17 protein-coding genes, 1 tRNA gene and 1 pseudogene are annotated in these 18,669 nt (G+C 68.5%); 3 read left to right on the top strand and 16 right to left on the bottom strand.

Annotation, left to right across the window (positions count from 1 at the left end; genetic code table 11):
* Positions 1 to 89: 89 nt before the first annotated feature.
* The 13 genes and pseudogenes from pth to rsmA form a co-directional block, all read right to left on the bottom strand.
* Positions 90 to 677, bottom strand: coding sequence for an aminoacyl-tRNA hydrolase (pth, locus tag Aco04nite_RS29890; protein ID WP_213000625.1), 588 nt, complete (start codon positions 675 to 677; stop codon positions 90 to 92).
* Between the two features lie 91 nt (positions 678 to 768).
* On the bottom strand, positions 769 to 1,392 hold the full coding sequence (locus tag Aco04nite_RS29885; RefSeq protein ID WP_213000562.1) for a 50S ribosomal protein L25/general stress protein Ctc: 624 nt from the start codon (positions 1,390 to 1,392) through the stop codon (positions 769 to 771).
* A 364-nt stretch (positions 1,393 to 1,756) separates the two neighbouring features.
* On the bottom strand, positions 1,757 to 2,737 hold the full coding sequence (locus Aco04nite_RS29880) for a ribose-phosphate diphosphokinase (RefSeq protein WP_213000561.1): 981 nt from the start codon (positions 2,735 to 2,737) through the stop codon (positions 1,757 to 1,759).
* Positions 2,709 to 4,327 (bottom strand): annotated as a pseudogene (gene glmU / locus Aco04nite_RS29875) (bifunctional UDP-N-acetylglucosamine diphosphorylase/glucosamine-1-phosphate N-acetyltransferase GlmU). The gene Aco04nite_RS29880 and the pseudogene glmU overlap by 29 nt, the downstream one beginning before the upstream one ends.
* 95 nt (positions 4,328 to 4,422) lie before the next feature.
* Positions 4,423 to 4,494: transfer RNA gene (locus Aco04nite_RS29870), tRNA-Gln, on the bottom strand.
* 383 nt (positions 4,495 to 4,877) lie between these two features.
* Positions 4,878 to 5,225, bottom strand: a complete 348-nt coding sequence (locus Aco04nite_RS29865) for a hypothetical protein (RefSeq protein WP_213000559.1) — start codon at positions 5,223 to 5,225, stop codon at positions 4,878 to 4,880.
* 485 nt (positions 5,226 to 5,710) lie between these two features.
* Positions 5,711 to 5,914 (bottom strand): hypothetical protein, encoded by a 204-nt coding sequence (locus tag Aco04nite_RS29860; RefSeq protein ID WP_213000558.1) that lies wholly within the window; start codon positions 5,912 to 5,914, stop codon positions 5,711 to 5,713.
* 61 nt (positions 5,915 to 5,975) lie between these two features.
* A complete protein-coding gene (locus tag Aco04nite_RS29855) occupies positions 5,976 to 6,404 on the bottom strand; it encodes a DUF4383 domain-containing protein (protein WP_213000557.1) in 429 nt (142 codons plus the stop codon).
* Positions 6,404 to 6,865 carry a DUF4383 domain-containing protein gene (locus Aco04nite_RS29850; protein ID WP_213000556.1) on the bottom strand — a complete coding sequence of 154 codons (462 nt, stop codon included), beginning with the start codon at positions 6,863 to 6,865 and terminating at the stop codon, positions 6,404 to 6,406. The genes Aco04nite_RS29855 and Aco04nite_RS29850 overlap by 1 nt, the downstream gene beginning before the upstream one ends.
* 75 nt (positions 6,866 to 6,940) lie before the next feature.
* Positions 6,941 to 8,758 carry an ABC-F family ATP-binding cassette domain-containing protein gene (locus tag Aco04nite_RS29845; protein WP_203838259.1) on the bottom strand — a complete coding sequence of 606 codons (1,818 nt, stop codon included), beginning with the start codon at positions 8,756 to 8,758 and terminating at the stop codon, positions 6,941 to 6,943.
* Between the two features lie 32 nt (positions 8,759 to 8,790).
* Positions 8,791 to 9,738, bottom strand: a complete 948-nt coding sequence (locus Aco04nite_RS29840) for a 4-(cytidine 5'-diphospho)-2-C-methyl-D-erythritol kinase (protein ID WP_213000555.1) — start codon at positions 9,736 to 9,738, stop codon at positions 8,791 to 8,793.
* Positions 9,735 to 10,316, bottom strand: coding sequence for a Uma2 family endonuclease (locus Aco04nite_RS29835; protein ID WP_213000554.1), 582 nt, complete (start codon positions 10,314 to 10,316; stop codon positions 9,735 to 9,737). The genes Aco04nite_RS29840 and Aco04nite_RS29835 overlap by 4 nt, the downstream gene beginning before the upstream one ends.
* The gene (gene rsmA, locus Aco04nite_RS29830) at positions 10,313 to 11,215 is read right to left on the bottom strand and encodes a 16S rRNA (adenine(1518)-N(6)/adenine(1519)-N(6))-dimethyltransferase RsmA (protein ID WP_213000553.1); all 903 of its coding nucleotides are present in this window, start codon (positions 11,213 to 11,215) and stop codon (positions 10,313 to 10,315) included. Before rsmA ends, Aco04nite_RS29835 begins: the two co-directional genes overlap by 4 nt.
* 100 nt (positions 11,216 to 11,315) lie before the next feature.
* Between rsmA and Aco04nite_RS29825 the strand changes: the two genes are divergently transcribed.
* Positions 11,316 to 11,735, top strand: a complete 420-nt coding sequence (locus Aco04nite_RS29825) for a hypothetical protein (protein WP_213000552.1) — start codon at positions 11,316 to 11,318, stop codon at positions 11,733 to 11,735.
* A gap of 4 nt (positions 11,736 to 11,739) precedes the next feature.
* Here the strand turns inward: Aco04nite_RS29825 and Aco04nite_RS29820 are convergent, their stop codons facing one another.
* Positions 11,740 to 12,627: a TatD family hydrolase gene (locus Aco04nite_RS29820; protein ID WP_213000551.1), complete on the bottom strand. Its 888-nt coding sequence runs from the start codon at positions 12,625 to 12,627 to the stop codon at positions 11,740 to 11,742.
* A 103-nt stretch (positions 12,628 to 12,730) separates the two neighbouring features.
* Here Aco04nite_RS29820 and Aco04nite_RS29815 point away from each other — a divergent pair, with 103 nt between their 5' ends.
* Positions 12,731 to 13,765 carry a hypothetical protein gene (locus Aco04nite_RS29815; RefSeq protein WP_213000550.1) on the top strand — a complete coding sequence of 345 codons (1,035 nt, stop codon included), beginning with the start codon at positions 12,731 to 12,733 and terminating at the stop codon, positions 13,763 to 13,765.
* A 60-nt stretch (positions 13,766 to 13,825) separates the two neighbouring features.
* On the opposite strand, the gene Aco04nite_RS29810 is transcribed toward Aco04nite_RS29815, so the two are convergent.
* Both Aco04nite_RS29810 and metG read right to left on the bottom strand, forming a co-directional pair.
* Positions 13,826 to 15,115 (bottom strand): PKD domain-containing protein, encoded by a 1,290-nt coding sequence (locus tag Aco04nite_RS29810; protein WP_213000549.1) that lies wholly within the window; start codon positions 15,113 to 15,115, stop codon positions 13,826 to 13,828.
* 221 nt (positions 15,116 to 15,336) lie between these two features.
* A complete protein-coding gene (gene metG, locus Aco04nite_RS29805; protein ID WP_213000548.1) occupies positions 15,337 to 17,121 on the bottom strand; it encodes a methionine--tRNA ligase in 1,785 nt (594 codons plus the stop codon).
* Positions 17,122 to 17,241: 120 nt separating this feature from the next.
* On the opposite strand from metG, the gene Aco04nite_RS29800 reads away from it, so the two are divergent.
* Entirely contained in the window at positions 17,242 to 18,630 is a 1,389-nt protein-coding gene (locus Aco04nite_RS29800) for a hypothetical protein (RefSeq protein WP_213000547.1), read from the top strand.
* Positions 18,631 to 18,669 lie beyond the last annotated feature (39 nt).

Below are 18,669 nucleotides of genomic sequence, written 5' to 3'. Positions count from 1 at the left end.
TGACCAACGGACTAATGGGGGAGGTCGTCACGGGACCGATAGACGGACAAAAGGAGATATAAGAGATCCATCCATTTGCCTGCCAAACATTAATTACCGTGGTATTTGTTCTGCGCCCATTCGACACCCTCGCCGACCACAGCTTCGACCACATCCGCGGCCCGATCCACAAGAAACTCCAGCTCCTTGCGCTCCGCCCCGGAAAAATCAGCGAGTACATAATCCGCCGGATCCTGACGGCCCGGCGGACGCCCGATCCCGAACCGGACCCGCGCGTACTCCTTCGACGCCAGCGATTTCGACATCGAACGCAGCCCGTTGTGGCCACCCTCACCACCGCCGCGCTTCACCCGCACCTCGCCGTACGGCACATCCAGCTCGTCATGCACGGCGATGACGTGCTCCACCGGCACCTTGAAGAACTGGCAGAGCGCCACCACCGGAGCCCCCGACAGGTTCATGAAAGTCAACGGCTTCACCAGGATCAGCTTCGGGCCACCGAACCCCATCCGCCCCTCGGCGACCTCGGCCACCGCGCGCTTCTGCCGCCCGAACTTGCCGCTGACCCGCTTCGCCAGCAGATCAGCCACCATGAACCCGACATTGTGCCGGTTGGCCGCATGCTCCCGGCCCGGATTGCCCAGGCCGACGACCAGCCAGGGAGCGTCCTCGGTCATCGCCACTCGTCTCCTACGAAAAAACTCGTCCCTTACGAAAAAACAGGGAAAGCGCCACCGGCGCTCTCCCTGTTTCGGTTGGTACCTGGCTTTAGCTGGCGGCAGCCTCGGTCGACTCGCCCTCGGTCTCGGCGGCGTCGCCCTCGCCACCCTCCATCTGCTCAGCGGTCTGCGCCTGAGTGATGAACGCGATGACGAAGTCGGCGTCGACGGCGAGCTCGCTGCCCTCGGGCAGGACCACGTCGCCGGCGGTGATCTGCGCGCCGGCCTCGAGGCCCTCGATCGACACGTCGATGCTCGACGGCAGGTGCATCGCCTCGGCGGTGATCGACAGCGTGGTGCTGTCGTTCTGCACCAGCGTGTTGCGGGCGGCCTCGCCGACCAGGTTGATCGGGACGTCGACCTGGACCTTCTCGCCACGCTTGACGATGATCAGGTCGACGTGCTCGTAGGTGTCCTTGATCGGGTCACGCTGGATCGCCTTCGGCAGCGCCAGCGTCGCACCGGTGCCACCGGCGACGTCGATCGTGAAAACCTGGTTGAGCCCACCATGGCGAATCGCGGCGGCGAACTCACGCGCGGGCAGCGCGATGTGGACGGGGGCCTCGCCGTGACCGTAAAGCACGGCGGGCACGAGGCCGGCCCGGCGCGTGCGGCGGGCACCACCCTTGCCGAACTCGGTACGGGGCTCGGCGCTGATCTTTACCTCGGACACGGGGAAACTCCTGAAACTCTGATCGGGCTGCGTCTAAGTCTGCGGGCTACGAGCTGTGCGATCGGCGGAGCCGAGCGGTCTGTGGTGCACAATCTGCTCGGCTAGGGGCGCGCGGGCACAAGCCCGGAGCACCGCGTCGATCACGGTGCCTCAAGCGAACTCCGCAAACCTGCAGCAGACCGCGTGGCACCCTCGCCGTGGCAACCCCACCAGCTTACCTGCTCAGCGCACGCGCCCACCGGCGGGTCCCACCAGCTCACCCTCAACGCCAGAAATCAACCCGAACGATGCAACTTGCATCACCCCGCTCAGGGCCGGCCAATACAGCCCGTGAGCGGTTTTGAGCACAGCCCGTGAGCGGTTTTCAGCTCAGGCCGCCGAACAGCGTCGTCACCGAACCGTCGTCGAAGACCTCGCGGATGGCGCGGGCCAGCAGCGGAGCGATCGACAACACAGTGATCTTGTCGAGCTGCTTCTCCGGCGGGAGCGGCAACGTGTTCGTCACCACAAGCTCCGAGATGCGGCTGTTCTTCAACCGCTCGGTGGCCGGGTCGGACAGCAACGCGTGGGTCGAGGCCACGATCACATCCGCCGCACCGGCATCGAACAGGATGTCCGCGGCCTTCGTGATGGTGCCACCGGTGTCGATCATGTCGTCGACGATCAGGCAGACCCGGCCCTCGACCTCGCCGACCACCCGGTTGGCGACAACCTGGTTGGGCTTCAACGGGTCACGGGTCTTGTGGATGAAAGCCAGCGGACAACCACCGAGACGGTCCGTCCAGCGCTCCGCCACCCGCACCCGGCCCGAGTCGGGCGCCACCACGGTCAGCGGGCGACCCTCGAACTTGCGCTCGACATGCTCCGCCAGGATGTCCATGGCGAACAGGTGATCAACCGGGCCGTCGAAGAAGCCCTGGATCTGCGCGGTGTGCAGATCCACCGTCAGAATGCGGTTCGCACCCGCCGTCTTCAACAGGTCAGCGATCAGGCGCGCCGAGATCGGCTCACGACCGCGGTGCTTCTTGTCCTGCCGCGAATACGGGTAGAACGGCAGCACCACCGTGATGCGCTTCGCCGAACCACGCTTCAGCGCATCCACCATGATCAGCGTTTCCATGATCCAGCGGTTGACGCCTTCGGTGACCGACTGCACCACAAACGCGTCGGAACCACGCACCGAGTCCTTGAAGCGGACAAAAATCTCACCATTGGCGAACTCGAACGAGTCGGAATCCGTCGGCGCGACGCCGAGAACCTGACCGATCTCCTCCGCCAGCTCCGGGAAACCTCGCCCGGAGAAAAGCATCAAACTCTTACGGTTCTCCGCGACGATGCTGCCCATGGGCTCGTCCGCTCCCGTGTGATCGAGGGGGTGTGTCACCTGAAGTATTACCCGCGGCCCACCGCAGGCCACGTGTCGGATCCCCGTCGTGGGATGCCTCACCCCAGCTTGCGCCCTCGCGCACGGGTTGACCTCAGTTCACTCAGCTTCAGGTAGACCGGCAGCATCGGCCTCGGCACGCTCAGCAGCCTCGGCGGACACCGTCCCCGAACGCTTACGCGCCACCCAGCCCTCGATGTTGCGCTGCGGCGCCCGGACCACCCCGAGATTCCCCGCCGGCACGTCCTTGCTCACCGCGCTACCGGCCGCGACGTACGCCCCCGGCCCGATCTCCACCGGCGCGATCAACACGGAGTCACTACCGACGAACGCAGCCTCACCGACAGTCGTGTGACTCTTCCGCACCCCGTCGTAGTTCGCGAAAATCGTCCCCGCACCGATGTTCGACTTCGGCCCGATCGTCGCATCACCCACATACGAGAGATGCGGCACCTTCGCCCCGGCACCCAGCTCGGCGTTCTTCGTCTCCACGAACCCGCCGACCTTCGACTTACGGCCCAGCCGGGTCCCCGGCCGCAGGTACGAGTAGGGACCCACCGACGCGTCCGGCCCGATCTCCGCCCCGATCGAATGCACCCGTAGCACCGTCGCGCCCTCAGCCACCACCGTGTCCACCAGCGTGGTATCCGGACCCACCACGGCACCCGCAGCCACCGTCGTCACGCCCTGGAGCTGCGAATTCTGATCAATGACACAATCCGGCTCCAGCGTCACCGTCACATCGATCCACGTGGTCGCCGGATCCAGGATCGAAACCCCGGACCGCATCCAGGCCGTATTGACCCGCTCACGCAACAACCCCCGCAGATGCGCGAGCTCAGCCCGATCGTTGCAGCCGAGAGTCTCCCGGGCATCCCCCGCCACGTGTACGCCCACCGCGTGCCCATCCGTCGCCAGCAACGCGAACACGTCCGTGAGGTACTCCTCACCCTGATCGTTGTCGGTCGTCAGCTTCCCGAGCGCCCCCCGCAGCAGCGCCGCGTCGAACACGTAGATCCCGGCATTGATCTCCCGGATCGCCCGCACCTCCGCCGAGGCATCCCGCTGCTCCACGATCCGCTCGAGGTTCCCGGCGGCATCCCGCACGATCCGCCCCAACCCCGTCGGATCAGGAACCTCAGCAGCCAGCACCGTCGCGCCCCGGCTCCCGGACTCATGCGCGGCCACCAACGCCTCAACGGTCTCCGGCCGCAACAACGGAACGTCCGCATTCAGCACCACCACGGTGCCGACCGCCTCCGGAATCGCATCCAGAGCGATCCGCACGGCATGCCCAGTGCCGTTCTGCTCGGCCTGCAACACCGGCATCGCCCCGGGAGAGATCTCCGCGAGATGCGCGCGAACCTGGTCAGCCTTGTGCCCCACGACCACAACCGTCCGCACAGCCTGAACAGCCTCAGCCGCATGCAGCACATGCCCGAGCAACGTCCGCCCCAGCAACGGATGCAGCATCTTCGGGATCGCGGACCGCATCCGCTTGCCCTCACCGGCGGCAAGAACGACGACGGTACGACTCGGGGCAGGGCTCACGCGGGACTCCATTGTTCGCAGTGTTGCGTGCTAGAGCGCGGTGCCACTTCAACCGCTGGGCCCCCGCAAGGGGTGGGCCTATATCACAAAAATTGCTCGGCTGCCAGGGTTCGAACCTGAAATAGAGGAGTCAAAGTCCACCGTGTTGCCAATTACACCACAGCCGATCGGTCCGATGGCCACACTATCGCTTGGCGCAGAACCGGCACGAACCACTATCTCAACTCACTATCCCAGCCGCGTCAACGCCGCCCTCAAGCCCTCCACCCTCCAGTACAGATCTCGCGATCGTGGCACCACGATGACAAGGCACCCGTGATAGCGGGCGCCAGTGTTCAGCCGTTTGGTGGCCGGCACATGACGCTTGATCGTCGGTCGCTGAAACAGATCGCGCGGCAGGTCAAGCTCGCGGGCCCACCAGCCCGGCGGCCGCTCCGCGTCAGCCGTCTCACGGATGTGCATGCGATAGCGCATGGCGTCCCGCTCCCGCCCGCATACGGCGAGGAACCGCAGAAACAGTCTCAGGAACCCCGGGTCACTGTGATGATTGTCAGCCGATCGAGTCGGCGCCACGGCTTCGACTTGGAGCCCTCCCGCCAGTAGATAGCGCACCCACCAGCTGAAGGCCTCGCTCCGACAGATCACCGACAGTGATCGAGGCGGCACCGTGAACTTCAGCGCGCAACCGGTCGCGTTCGGCGTTCTTGCCCTCCCACCGCCCGGCTGCCATTACCGCGGCGTGATCCTGCTCCTGCCGGGCCCGTTCGCTGCCCCAGGCGTAGGCCATCGACTTCGCAGCACCCAACCTCATGGAGAGGTAGTTGACCGCCCACCCCTGGGCACGAAGCTCCACGGCGCGCTCGCGGATGTCGTCCTTGGCGTGGGCCGCTTGGTCCAACCAGGGGGCGCGATGCCCGCAACCCGTCGGTCAGCGTGGAACTGCCGACTCCGAAGTGCTTCATCAGTTGGGCGAACGAGAGCGGCGCCGAGGGCCGGGGAGGGGCGTCGAGGTAGAAGAAGCGTTCGACGGCGGGTTGGGGTTAGGCCCGGCCATTGGTGGCCGGGCCTTCCCTGTGATGAGTTGGACCGCTCGGCCGGGGGCAGGCCGCTGAGACCGTCGAGACCGTGCCCGATGTCGCGGTGTTGCGGTGTTGCGGTGTCCCGGTGTCGGGGGGTGGGCAGTGGGCTGTCCGACGCCAGGTGGCGAGCAGGCGGGTGCGGGGAGGCGGGTGGTGCGTTTGCCGGGGCCTCCGGCGTACGGATGGTCGGGTCGGTGGTGCCGTGAATGTGGATTATGGAGATCGGGGCGGGGCGGGGCGCCGAACGAGGCGATGCTACCGCCGCCGTCGGTCGCGGAGACGACGATGGTTCCGGCGTGGAGGGTCAGGTCGGCGGCCTGGACGGGCAGGGTCGCGACGGTCCGAGGTATTTCTGGGTGGTGGCGTCGAACGCGAATGTGTTCAGCGTGTTCTCAAGGGCGGGGCCGCCGAGCAGGACGACGTTGTCGTAGCTGCCCGCCGCGCGCAGGCCGACGGTGTGGGCGAGGCGGGTCTCGTCGCTGGGGGATTCGCGGGTTCCCGACAGCAATCACGCCCCGGACGAAGTCACGGGGCGTGGCGGAGCTACATGACAGTGAGCGGGGCGGTGGTCAGCCCCGGTTGCCTGCGGTGCGCACCTGGCCGTAGAGGCCGGCGGTGAGCACGAACAGGCCGAGCAGCGCCAGGACGATGACGTTCACCATCGAGACGTTCAGGAAATTCGCGTCGGTCTGGATGGCGGCCAGCACCACCATCGCCACCGCCATGAGGGCCCAGCCGAGGACCATGCTGACCCGGTGATGCACGTTGCCGCCGAGCGCTGCCGCGGCCAGCACCGCGAGGCCAGCCAGCGTCGACAGCCAGGCGCCCGCGGGATTGAAGCGCAGCCCCAGCGCCCAGTCGGAGCCGTGACCGAAGAACGACTCGCCCCAGGAGGCGGCGACACCGAGCAGGCCGGCCACGGTCATGTAGAGGCCCGAGGCCGCGGCGAGCAGGCGGTAGGGCTGGCGCAGGTGATGATCGAGCGGGTAGTGGGCCATCAGGCGTGCTGCGACTCGCGCACCTGACGCGGAGCGCCGGTCTGCGAAGGCGACACGACCTTGCTGTAGAGGCTCACCGTGATCAGGATCGTGCCGATCAGGTAGGTCACGATGACGGTCGCGATGCTCCAGTCGAGGAAGTTGGCGTCCGTGCGGCTGGCGGCGAGCGAGTAGCTGCCGACCACGAGCAGGCCCCAGCCGAAGTACTTGTCGACCTCGACGTCGGAGTTGCGCCCGATGACGGTGGCGATCAACACGATCGCGCCGACGAGCACTGAGACGATCGCCCAGAACAGGTTGGTGCCCTGGCCGAGCACCCGGTCACCCGACGTGCCGAAGAGGCCGTCACCGGCGGTGACGATGACGCCCACGATCCCGAACACGACCAGATACAACCCGGCCAGCGCGCCCAGGGCGCGGTAGATCGGCCGCAGCGGGTGATTGACCGGGGTGTGCGCCATGGTTCGTCTCCAAGCTCGATTTGTGTCACGAAGATTCTCGCGCATCGCGGGAGAGCCCGCAGGAGCACCCCCGGATCAGACGTCCGGGACCTGCTCCGCCAGCTCCAGCCAGGCCTCCTCGACCTGGGCCCGCTCCGTCTGCGCCGCCTTGAGCTGCGAGTCCAGCTCGACGAGCTTGTCGTAGTTGCTGCCGTTGACGGCCAGGCTCTCGTTGATCTTGACGATCTTGTCGTCAAGCTTGCTGAGCTGCCGTTCCATCCGCGTCAGGTCCTTCTTCGCCTGCCGCAGATCGGTCGACGACATCGCCGGGCCCGATCTGCCCGCCGCCGACGCGCTCCCGGCCTCGGCCGACAGGGACGCCACCCGCCGCGCTCCGGAGATCTTGGCCCCGCGTTCCAGGTATTCGTCGATGCCGCCGGGCAGGTGCACCAGCCGGCCGTCGCCGAACATCCCGAAGGCCGTGTCGGTCACCCGCTCGACCAGGTAACGGTCGTGGCTGGCGACGATCATCGTGCCCGGCCACGAGTCGAGCAGATCCTCCAGCGACGCGAGGGTGTCGGTGTCCAGGTCGTTGGTGGGTTCGTCGAGCAGCAGCACGTTGGGCTCGGCGGCGAGCAGGCGCAGCATCTGCAGCCGCCGGCGCTCACCACCGGAAAGGTCGCTGACCGGCGTCCAGATGCGCTTGTCCGTGAAGCCGAACACCTCGGCGAGCTGCCCCGCCGAGAGCTCGCGGTCGCCGAGCCGGACCCGCCGGGCCACGTCCTCGACCGCCTCCAGCAGTCGCATGTGCCCGGGCAGCTCCCGCAGCTCCTGCGACAGGAACGCCGCCTTCACCGTCGAACCGGTGACCAGCCGGCCGCCGTCCGGCTTGGTGATGCCGGCGAGCAGTCGCAGCAGCGTGGTCTTGCCGGCACCGTTGGCGCCCAGAATCGCGATCCGGTCACCGGGGCCGACCTGCCAGGTGAGGTTGCCGAGGATCGGCTTCTCCCCCGCGCGCAGGGTGACATCCTCGAGGTCGAAGACCTGCTTGCCGAGCCGGGTGGTGGCGAGCCGCTGCAGGCTGACCGTGTCACGCACCGGCGGCACATCCGCGATCAGCGCGTTGGCCGCGTCGATCCGGAACTGCGGTTTGGACGTCCGCGCCGGCGGCCCGCGCCGCAGCCAGGCGATCTCCTTGCGGAGCAGGTTCTGCCGGCGGGCCTCCATGGTCGCGGCGACCCGCTGACGCTCGGCCCGCGCGAGGGTCCAGGCCGCGTAGCCGCCCTCGTACGTGTGGACCTGCTCGTCCACGACCTCCCAGGTCGCGGTGCAGACGGCGTCGAGGAACCAGCGGTCGTGCGTGACGACCACCAGCGAGCCACGCCGGCCGAGCAGATAACGGGCCAGCCAGTCCACGCCGGCCACGTCGAGATGGTTGGTGGGCTCGTCGAGGATCAGCAGGTCGGACTCGCGCACGAGCAGCGCGGCGAGGGCGACCCGGCGGCGCTCACCACCGGACATCGGCCCCACCGGCGTCTCGAGCCCCAGGTGCCCCATGCCGAGGCCGTCCAGGATCTCGCGCACCCCCGCGTCGCCGGCCCACTCGTGCTCGGCGCCCATCCCCTCGGCGAGCCAGGCGGTGCCCAGCACGACATCACGCACGGTGGCCTCGGCCGCCAGCGTGAACGTCTGCGGAAGGGTGGCGACCCGCAGGTCACGACGGAGAGTGACCCGACCGGAGTCGGGCTCCTCGATCTTGGCAAGCATGCGCAGGAGCGTCGACTTCCCGGCGCCGTTGAGGCCGACAATGCCGACCCTGGCGTCGTCGTCGAGCCCGAGAGAAACGTCGGTGAGCAATTGACCGGCTGCGCCGTATCCCTTGCTGACCCGGTCCAGATTGACGATATTGGCCACGATGAGGTCCAGCCTAGCCGGGCCCCGCCGGGTCAGACCGCCCGGGCGCCCGGCATCGGACCACGAGCGGCAACGGCGTCCCGGCACACGCCCGAGTCCCGCAGGCCCACGGCCACCTTATCGGCATGCGCGGCGTCGCTGGTCAGGAAGACGCAGGTAGGCCCCGACCCGGAGACGATCCCGGCCAGCGCACCCGCGTCGTACCCCGCCTTGAGCACCTCCGCCAACGCCGGCCGCAACGACAACGCCGCAGGCTGCAGGTCATTGGCCAGCGCCGCGCCCAACACCTCGGGCCTCCGCTGGCGTAGCGCTGCCATCAACTGCCCCGGGCTCTCCAACGGCTCCGGCGACCAGGTACTCCCCCGCAACCGGTCCAGCTCGCGATAGACCTCCGGCGTCGACAACCCGCCCTCGGCGATCGCCACCACCCAGTGCCACGTGGTCGGCCGGGCAAGAATCGGACTGACCGCCTCCCCGTGCCCGGTGCCCAGCGCCGTGCCACCCTGCAACAGGAACGGAATGTCGGAGCCCAGCTCGGCACCGATCTCCGCCAGCTCATCCTTGCCGTACCCGGTGCCCCAGAGCAGATCACAGGCCAGCAGCGTCGCCGCGGCGTCCGCACTGCCCCCGGCCAGCCCTCCGGCCAGCGGAATCGTCTTCCGCAGGTGCAGGCGGGCATGAGCGGGCACCCGCGCCTTCTGCGCCAGCGCCCGGGCCGCCCGGATGATCAGGTTGCTGTCGTCCAGCTCCAGCTCCCCGGTGCCCTCACCCTCCATGGTCAGCGTGAGAGTGTCCCCGGGCCGCGCCGTCAGCTCATCGAACAGGCTGATCGCGTGATAGACGGTGTTGAGCTCGTGGAACCCGTCCGGCCGCACCGGCCCCACGCCCAGATGCAGATTGATCTTCGCAGGCACCCGGACCTTCACCGGTCCGGCGAACCGGCGCGGCTTGTCGTCGTCCGGCCCCCAAGCCTCCGTCACGGAGTAATTTCCCGGATCGGCAGCTTGATCTCAAACGGCGCCGTCAGCTCCAGGTCGCTCTCCGAGTTGCCTTCGCCTGCCAACTGATACTGCCCATCCACCAGGTCATACGCGAAAATCCGAAGCGGACCCTGCTCGATACGCCAGAAGTGGGGGATGCCGACCGCCGCATATTCCGCAGGCTTCTCGAGCCGGTCACGCCGTTTTGTACCTGGCGACACAATCTCTACGGCAACGGCGACCTGTGAGGGAAGGACGTAGTGGTTGCTGTCAGGAACAGGCCGGTGGAGAAGCAACACGTCCGGCTCGAGGCTGTCCCTGAATCCCATCGCCACACCAACTGCGGTAACAGCGAGGAAAGAATCCGGCGCGTGCTGACGAAGCCAAAGCCAGAGCAGGTTGCCGATGTTCTGGTGGCCGATCGTCGGTGAGGGGACCACAATCATGACTCCGTCGCGGAGTTCGACGCGGGGGGCGTCATCGGGAAGATTGAGAACGTCTTCGATCGAGTGATCTGCGGCGCGCTGGCGGATGGGGTCGGGGCTCCACATGGCGGGGCCTGTCGGTTCTGCCGTCATGAGTCCACCTCCTCGTGCTGCCTGCCGGTCGGGCTGAGCTTACCGCCGTGGCCGAGGGCGGTGGCGGCTGTGGCGATGGCGGCGAATTCGGTGACGGTGAGGGCTTCGCCGCGGGTCTGGGGGCTGATGCCTGCCGCGAGCAGGACCTTCTCTGCGTTGTCCGCGCCGCCCGCCCAGCCGGCGAGGGCTGCGCGCAGGGTTTTGCGGCGCTGGGCGAAGGCGGCGTCGATGATGCGGAAGACCAGGGCGCGGGAGACGTCGGCGACCGGGGTGGCGTGGCGGGAGAAGTGGACCAGGCCGGAGTCGACGTTGGGGACGGGCCAGAAGACCGCGGGGGGTACGCGGCCGGCGGCGCGGGAATCGGCGTACCAGGCGAGTTTGACCGAGGGGACGCCGTAGATCTTGGAGCCGGGACCCGCGACCAGCCGGTCGGCGACCTCCTTCTGCACCATGACGAGGCCGCCGCGCAGCGTAGGGAGCACGCTCAGCAGGTGCAGGACCACGGGCACCGCGACGTTGTACGGGAGGTTCGCCACGAGCATCGTCGGCGGCGGCGTGAGCTGGCCCGCGGTGACCTTGAGTGCGTCGCCCGCGTGCACGGTCAGTTTCGTGACGTCGGCGCGGGCGGTGACCGTCTCGGGGAGGGCCGCGGCCAGGACCGGGTCGAGCTCGACGGCGTGGACGTGGGCAGCGGTGCCGAGCAGGCCCAGGGTGAGGGAGCCGAGACCGGGGCCGACCTCGAGCACCACGTCGTCGGGGGTGAGCCCGGCCGCGGTGACGATGCGCCGCACGGTGTTGGGGTCGTGCACGAAGTTCTGGCCGAGCTTCTTCGTCGGCGCCACCCCGAGCCGGCCCGCCAGTTCCCGGATCTCCGCCGGGCCGAGGAGTGCGTCAGCCATGACGTCACAGCCTACGCAGTGCGGCGCGGGGACATCCCCGCAGGCGTGACGGTCGGTCACGGGGCAGCGGCAGTGGTGCCGGGGGAGTACAACGATGGGCATGACGGAGCTGCTGCAGCTGCGAGGCGTAGTCGAAGCGACACCGGACGAGGTTGCCGCCGTGCTGCTCGACGCGCGGCCGGGCGGGCGGTCACCGATCGCGGCAACCGGCACGGCGAGGCCCGCGAAGGGCGACGAGTTCACCGTCACCCGCGACGGCAGCACGCTCACCGTGGTCGTCGACCGCGCCGCCCGTTCGATCTCCCAGCAGGGCGAATGGTGGTACAGAGGCGTCACCAGCGTGGAGCTGGACGAGCGCGGCGCCCTGGTCGTCCATCGCATCCTCAACATTGCCACGGGTAACCGCTGGGCGGTCCGCTTCGTCTCCCGCGGCCCGATCAACTCCGCACCGACCAGCTTCGCCAAGCTCCTCGGTGGCCTCGGCGAGCAGCTGGACTGCGCGGCGTACCCGCTCGATTGAGGAGCTAGCTCCAGGGACCGAAGACGCGCTCACCGTTGGCCGAGATCGCCGCGCAGAGCGTGTCGAGGTCCTGGCCTGTGGTCTCGGCGAGCGCCCGCACCGTGACCGGGATCAGGTACGAAGCGTTGGGACGCCCGCGGTACGGCATCGGCGTCAGGTAGGGCGCATCCGTCTCGACCAGCATCTGCGACGGTGGCGTCAGGGCGGCGGCCTCGCGCAGGTAACCCGCGTTCTTGAACGTCATCGTGCCGGCGAAGCTCAGCAGGAAACCCCGGCGGACGCACTCGGTCGCGAAGCCCGCGTCGCCCGAGAAGCAGTGCAGCACCACGACGTCCGGGGCGCCTTCCTCGTCGAGGACCCGCAGCACGTCCTGGTGGGCCTCGCGGTCGTGGATGATCAACGGCTTCGCGTACCGCTTGGCGATGGCGATGTGGGCGCGGAAGCTCTGCTCCTGCGCGGCCCGGCCCTCCTCGCTGGTACGGAACGTGTCGAGGCCGGTTTCGCCCAGGCCGCGTACGCGGGGCTGGGCCGCCAGCGCCTCGATCTGCCGCAGCGCCTCGTCGAGGTCGTCGAGCCGCGGCGCCTCGTTGGGGTGCAGGGCGACGGCGGCGAGCACGCTGGGGTGCCGCGCGGCCAGCTCCGCGCCCCACCGCGACGAGTCGAGGTCGACGCCGACCTGCACCAACCGGTCCACGCCGACCTTCGCGGCGGCGGAGACAAGGGCCTCGACGGGATCGTTGTCGGCGGGCATCCCGGCTTCGTGGACGGTGATGTCGAGATGGGTGTGACTGTCGAAGACCGGGACGGCCAGCGGCTCCGGCGGCGGCGGGAACTCGCCCCGGCGACGGGCCTCACGCTGCTTGCGATTCTCGGTGGGCGGGTTGCTGTTCATCGCCGACCAGCATCACACATGACCTCGCGAGACTTTTTTCACGGCAAGCCTGAGTAACCTTCCGTTCACCCTGTGTCCACCCGCGACCCCTAGGTTGCTGCGAGTGACCGTGACCGGTGAGGAATCCGAAGTCGGCACCGACCCTCTAGAGCCCGCCCTGATGGCGCCCCTGCGACGCGACCTCACGTGGGGCCGGGTCCAGGAGATGAGCCAGTCGTTCGGCCATCATCAGGATTCCCTGCTGCAGGGCATCCGCGCGACCGCGGCGGTGGTCCGTGGCACCCGCATGGTCAAGGTTCTCTCCGCGGCCCAGCTCGCCGGGCACCTGGCAGGCTGGCTGCCCTACGGCTTCTGTTACCGCGCCTGCGACATCGCCCACCTGCGCACCCCCGCCGAACTCGCTTTCCTGCGCACCGACGGCGCCCCGGACGACGGCGTGACCTTCGCCCTGCGCTGGCGCGCCACCGACCCGATCGACTTCGAGATCCCGATGGGCCGCGTCCAGGCCGGACTGCCCGCCGTGCCCGCGCACTCCCGGATCGGCTCGATGGTGCTGGGCACCGGCTTCACGCCCAGCACCGACGACCTGATCCCGGAATTCGTCACCGCGGGCTTCGCCGACCTGCCGATGCCCGCGAACGCCCAGCTCCTGGCATATCCGGGGACCGGCGACGAGGTGGTGCTGTACACGTACCAGCCGGAGCAGCACGGCTGGCTGCGGCTGGCCGGACCGCGATGGCGGCACCTGCTGGAGGGGCTCCCCGGGGTCAGCCCGGACCGCGAGTACGTGCCCTGTACCGATGCCGGCTCGGCGCGGCTCGTCGGGCGCATAAAGGATCAGGAATACCAGGCCGTCGCGGACCCGCCCGAGGAGTTCCGGGTCCGGGCGCTCACCCGGGCCGCGCGCTACCAGGTCGAGACGCTGTCCCGGCGGGCCGAGCAGGCACTGTGGCGGGACGTGCCGGTCTGGGTCCTGCAACGCGACGAGACCTGGGCCCGCCTGCGACTGGTCCGCCCGGACTCCGACTCCATCAACAAGGTCGGTGCCCGCTGCTACGAACGCGGCGTCTACGAGGTGTGGGCCCCGGTCCGGGAGCTCGCCGATCACCACATCGCCGAGTTGCCGTACGTTCTCTGATCCGGACAGCAAGAAGCCCCGGTCCGCGTACGCAGACCGGGGCTTTCCTGTGTCAGATGCTTACTTGACCTTCGACTGGATCGAGGCCCACTTGCTGGCGTTGTCGGCCCAGTCCCACGCGCGAGCGTCGACGTAGACCGTGCCCTTGCCCAGGCCGTTGATCTTCAGCGACCACTTGCCCTTGGAAGGAGTGATGGCGACCGGGGCGCAGTTGTTGTACTGCTCCTCCGAGTAGACGCGCTTCCACTTCTTCGCCGGGGTGTAGCAGTAGACGGCGCTGCCGTTGATCCGCGTGACCCAGACGTACACGTAGGGTGCGCCGGAACCCTTGTCCGACACCGTGCCGGTGACGGTCTTCCACGACTTGATCTTCGTGGGGTTCTTCGGCTTCTTGACCTTGACGACGGGCTTCCACGAGTCGGTCTTGACGTTGACCACACCGACGTAGACCGCGGAGGACGCGCCGAACTTGTTGTAGAACGTGGCCCGCAGGGTGACCTTGCCCTTGATCAGGCCGCCGTTCTTGCGGTGGTAGTAGAAGACCTTGATCGCCTGGTTCTTCGGCTTGATCTCCTGGACGTAGCCGTCACCGTTGTCGAAGCGGATCCGCGTGGTGCCGGCGGGGACGCTGCTGAACGTGGTGGTGACGCGCTCACCGGGCCAGATGCCGTACTTGCTGATCTTGAACTTGCCCGGCACGGTCACGTTCAGAACCTTCGTGACCTTGGCGGTCTTACCGGCCTGGTCCTTGACGGTCAGCGTGATCGTGAACTTGCCGTTCCTGAGGTACTGCTTGTTGACCGGCGCCTGGCCCGTGGCCTTGAGCGTCGTCGACGTACCGTCGCCCCAGCTCACGACGCGGCCGATCGCGCTCGCCGGGCTCAGGTCGTCGCTCACCGCACCCTGGGTGAAGGTGACCTTCTGGCCCACCCAGAGCGAGGTCGTGTTGAGGGTGAAGGCGCCCTTCGGCGCGGCCGTGTCAACCGGGGTGGTCGGCGGCGGCGAGGTCGGGGGCTCCGTGGGCGGAGTGGTGGTCTCCGACGGCTCGGGGTCCGAGGTGGTGGGGGTGTCGGAGGGCTCCGGCGCCGAGGTGGTGGGCGTGTCGGTGGGCTCGGGAGCCGGGGTCGTCTCCGAGGGGTCCGGAGCCGGGGTCGTCTCGGAGGGCTCCGGGGTCGGAGTCGTCTCGGACGGGTCCGGGGTCGGCTCGTCGGCCAGGACCGCACCCGCGTCCGCGGTGGCGGAACGGCCGGAGTCGGAGGCTAGGGCCGGCGAGGCGGCAAAAGCGCCGCCGGCCAGCAGGGCACTGCTGACAACAACGGCCAGGATCGGCCGCTTGAGGCGTGCGTTCAAGGAAACTCCTTTGAGGGGGGTGACCCTGACGAAGGAGACATGTCGATACGGCACGGGCCGCAACGATAGAACGGCGCCGTACCGATGAAACGCAAGCGTTTCCCCCGTGGTCGGGCATGAAAGTACCCGACGGCAGCCAGCCTGATCAATCCGATTCCCAGCCAAAATTGAGGAAAGCCCGCCGTGAGAATGCACACGACGGGCTGACCTGCATAAATGTGTCAGGAGGCGAGACGCTCCAGCTCTTCCTCGATCACCGAGACGTCGAGTTTGCGGAAAATCGGCGTCGGCGCGGCGAGCGGCGTGCCGGCCACCAGCGGCACCGACTCCCACTTGGCACCCACGGTGTAGTCGCCGGTGAGCACCGGATAGGACGGTCCGCCGTCGAGGTCCTCGACCTCCACGACCGACGGCATCGGCGCGTGCACCCCGACGCCGCCGAGCAGCTCGAACACCTTCTGCGCGGAGTGCGGCAGGAACGGCGTCAGCAACGTGTTGGCATCGCTGATTACCTGCAGCGCCACGTGCAGGATGGTGCCCATCCGGGGCTTGGTGGCCTCGTCCTTGAGCTTCCAGGGCGCCTGGTCGGAGAGGTACTTGTTGGCCTCGGCGACCACCCGCATGGCCTCGCCGATCGCCGCCTTCTGCCGGTGCTTGCCGAGCAGCTCGCCGACGGTGTCGAAGCCCTTGCGAACGACGTCGAGCAGCGCCTTGTCGTCCTCGGTCAGCTCACCGGCCTCGGGGATCGCGCCGAAGTTCTTGGCCGCCATCGAGACCGACCGGTTGACGAGGTTGCCCCAGCCGGCCACCAGCTCGTCGTTGTTGCGCCGGACGAACTCGGCCCAGGTGAAGTCGGTGTCGTTGGACTCCGGGCCCGCGGCGGCGATGAAATACCGCAGCGCGTCGGCGTCGTAACGCTCGAGGAAGTCGCGGACGTAGATGACCACCTTGTGCGACGAGGAGAACTTGCGGCCCTCCATCGTCAGGTACTCGCTCGAGACCACCTCGGTGGGTAGGTTGAGCGCGCCCAGCGAGCCCGGCCGGCCACCCTTGTCGCCCTCACCCGAGTAACCGAGCAGCAGCGACGGCCAGATCACCGAGTGGAAGACGATGTTGTCCTTGCCCATGAAGTAGTAACCGAGCGCGCCGGAATCCTGCCACCACTTGCGCCAGGCCTCGGGGTCGCCGGAGCGCCGCGCCCACTCGATGGACGCCGACAGATAACCGATGACCGCGTCGAACCACACGTAGATGCGCTTGTCGTTGCGGTCCTCCCAGCCCTCCAGCGGGATCGGGACGCCCCACTCGAGGTCGCGGGTGATCGCGCGGGGCTGCAGGTCCTCCACCAGGTTCTTGGAGAACTTCAGCACGTTGGGACGCCAGTCGCTGCGGGTGTCGAGCCACTTGCCCAGCGCCCCGGCGAACGCCGGCAGGTCGAGGAAGAAGTGCTCGGTCTCGACGAACTCCGGGACCTCGCCGTTGATCCGCGACTTCGGGTTGATCAGCTGCTCGGGGTCGAGCTGGTTGCCGCAGTTGTCGCACTGGTCGCCGCGGGCGCTGCCGTAACCGCAGATCGGGCAGGTGCCCTCGATGTAGCGGTCGGGCAGGGTGCGCCCGGTCGACGGCGAGATCGCCCCGAGCGTGGTCTTGGCGATGATGTAGCCGTTGTCGTACAGGCCCTTGAAGAGCTCCTGCACGACGGAGTAGTGGTTACGCGTCGTGGTCCGGGTGAACAGGTCGTACGACAGGCCGAGCCCGTGCAGGTCGTCGACGATGACCCGGTTGTAGCGGTCGGCCAGCTCGCGCGGCGTGACCCCCTCGGCGTCGGCCTGGACCTGGATCGGGGTGCCGTGCTCGTCGGTGCCCGAGACCATGAGCACGTCGTGGCCGGACATCCGCATGTACCGGCTGAAAACGTCGGAGGGCACCCCGAAGCCGGAGACATGACCGATGTGACGCGGGCCGTTGGCGTAGGGCCAGGCGACCGCGGCTAGAACGTGACTCATAAACAGCAAGCGTAGTGACCCCGCCCCGGATCGCGCGAACGGACGGGTCACCAACCCTTTTGACCGACACATGGCTTATCTGCCCTGTTTGCCGTCGCGACCCGTAGTCCAATGGGACCCATGAGCGGAGACGCACCCCAGCCTGGGCAAACGCCACGCCACGAGGGCGAGCCGTGGACCTGGACGGATCGGGGGACCGGCACCTGGTGGTCCGGCGACCTCGGCCCGCAGGAGACCACGCGGAGCCGGTCACGGCGAGGGGCGGCCGAGACCCTGGAAGCGCCGAAGCAGGCAGAGCACACGGGCGAGGCCGCGACGGCGCACGAGGCCGGGATGCAGGACACGACCACCGCGCTGACCGGCGAGGCCCCGACTGAACGCGCCGCGCTGAAGCCCGCTCCCGCCCGCAAGCGGGATCGGGCCAGGAAGACCGAGAGGACCGAGGGCGTCGAGCAGGCACACGACCAGGTGGGCAACGAGCGCTTCAACCCGCAGGGCACGAGTACGGCGTACACGTCGAAACCCGTACCCGAGGCAGCCCCGATCGACCCGGATCACGAGCCCACGATCGTCGACCTGCTCGCCGCGCTCCCGCTCAACGACCCGATCCAGCCGCTCTTGACCCAGCCGCCATTGACCCAGCCGCCCATCTCCCAGCCGCCCGTAGGCCGGTCGCCCGGTGCCCGGACGGGTGGTCCGATGACCCTGGAGGGCGAAACCGTTGCTCCGGGCGTACCCGAGGAATTGACTGTGCCTGAGCAGGACCGCAACCGGCCCACCGTTGCCCTGCCCAAACCGCCGGCCCGGTCGCGGCTCGGTCGCGCGAGGGAGGACCGGGCCCGTGCCGACCGGGCCCTTCAGGATCGGGTACGCGCGGAGCGCACCGCCGCCCTGCTGGAGACCTCGCCGTTCTGGCGCACCGAGGAGGAGCGCGCCGCCAATGCGGCGTGGCCGCCCGCCGAGACCCGGGAGAAGCTCGGCGCGGGACGACCCCCGAAGCGCCCACCGCGTGATCCCCGGCACCCCGTCGGCGGACTTGTCGCCCTGCTGGCACTCGGACTCGTCGCCGCGTTCTTCTCCTGGGTCAGCGCCGAACCGTTCTGGCTGGCGGTCGGGCACGGCCGCGAAGGCACTGCCACCGTCTCCCAATGCACCGGATCAGGCGTCACCCAGCGGTGCACCGGCTCCTTCACCGCTGCCAACGGGTCCTACAAGGCCGAGAACATCGCCCTGCTCGGCGTGAAAGCCGGCCAGCGGACCGTCGGCTCCGTCGGCCAGGCCCGGATGGTGAGCATGACCAGTCGGCAGGCGTACGTCGGCGAGACGAGCCTGCTGGTCCACCTGCGCTGGACCCTCGCCTTCGTGCTGGTGATGCTCTGCGGGCTCGGCATCGCCGCGCTGACCGGTGCCCGGCGGCTGGAGACCGCCCAGGCCCGGCGCGGCGCGGTGCTCCTCAGCCTCACCGGGCCGCTGCTGCTGCTCGCCGGCTTCCTCATCGCGACCTACTGAGCGTGCCTCTCGGTACTTTCGGCCGCGGCCCGCTGGGCG

Source organism: Winogradskya consettensis (assembly GCF_018332715.1).
Classification (GTDB): Bacteria; Actinomycetota; Actinomycetes; order Mycobacteriales; family Micromonosporaceae; genus Actinoplanes; species Actinoplanes consettensis.
This window is presented reverse-complemented; position numbering and strand designations above follow the sequence as displayed.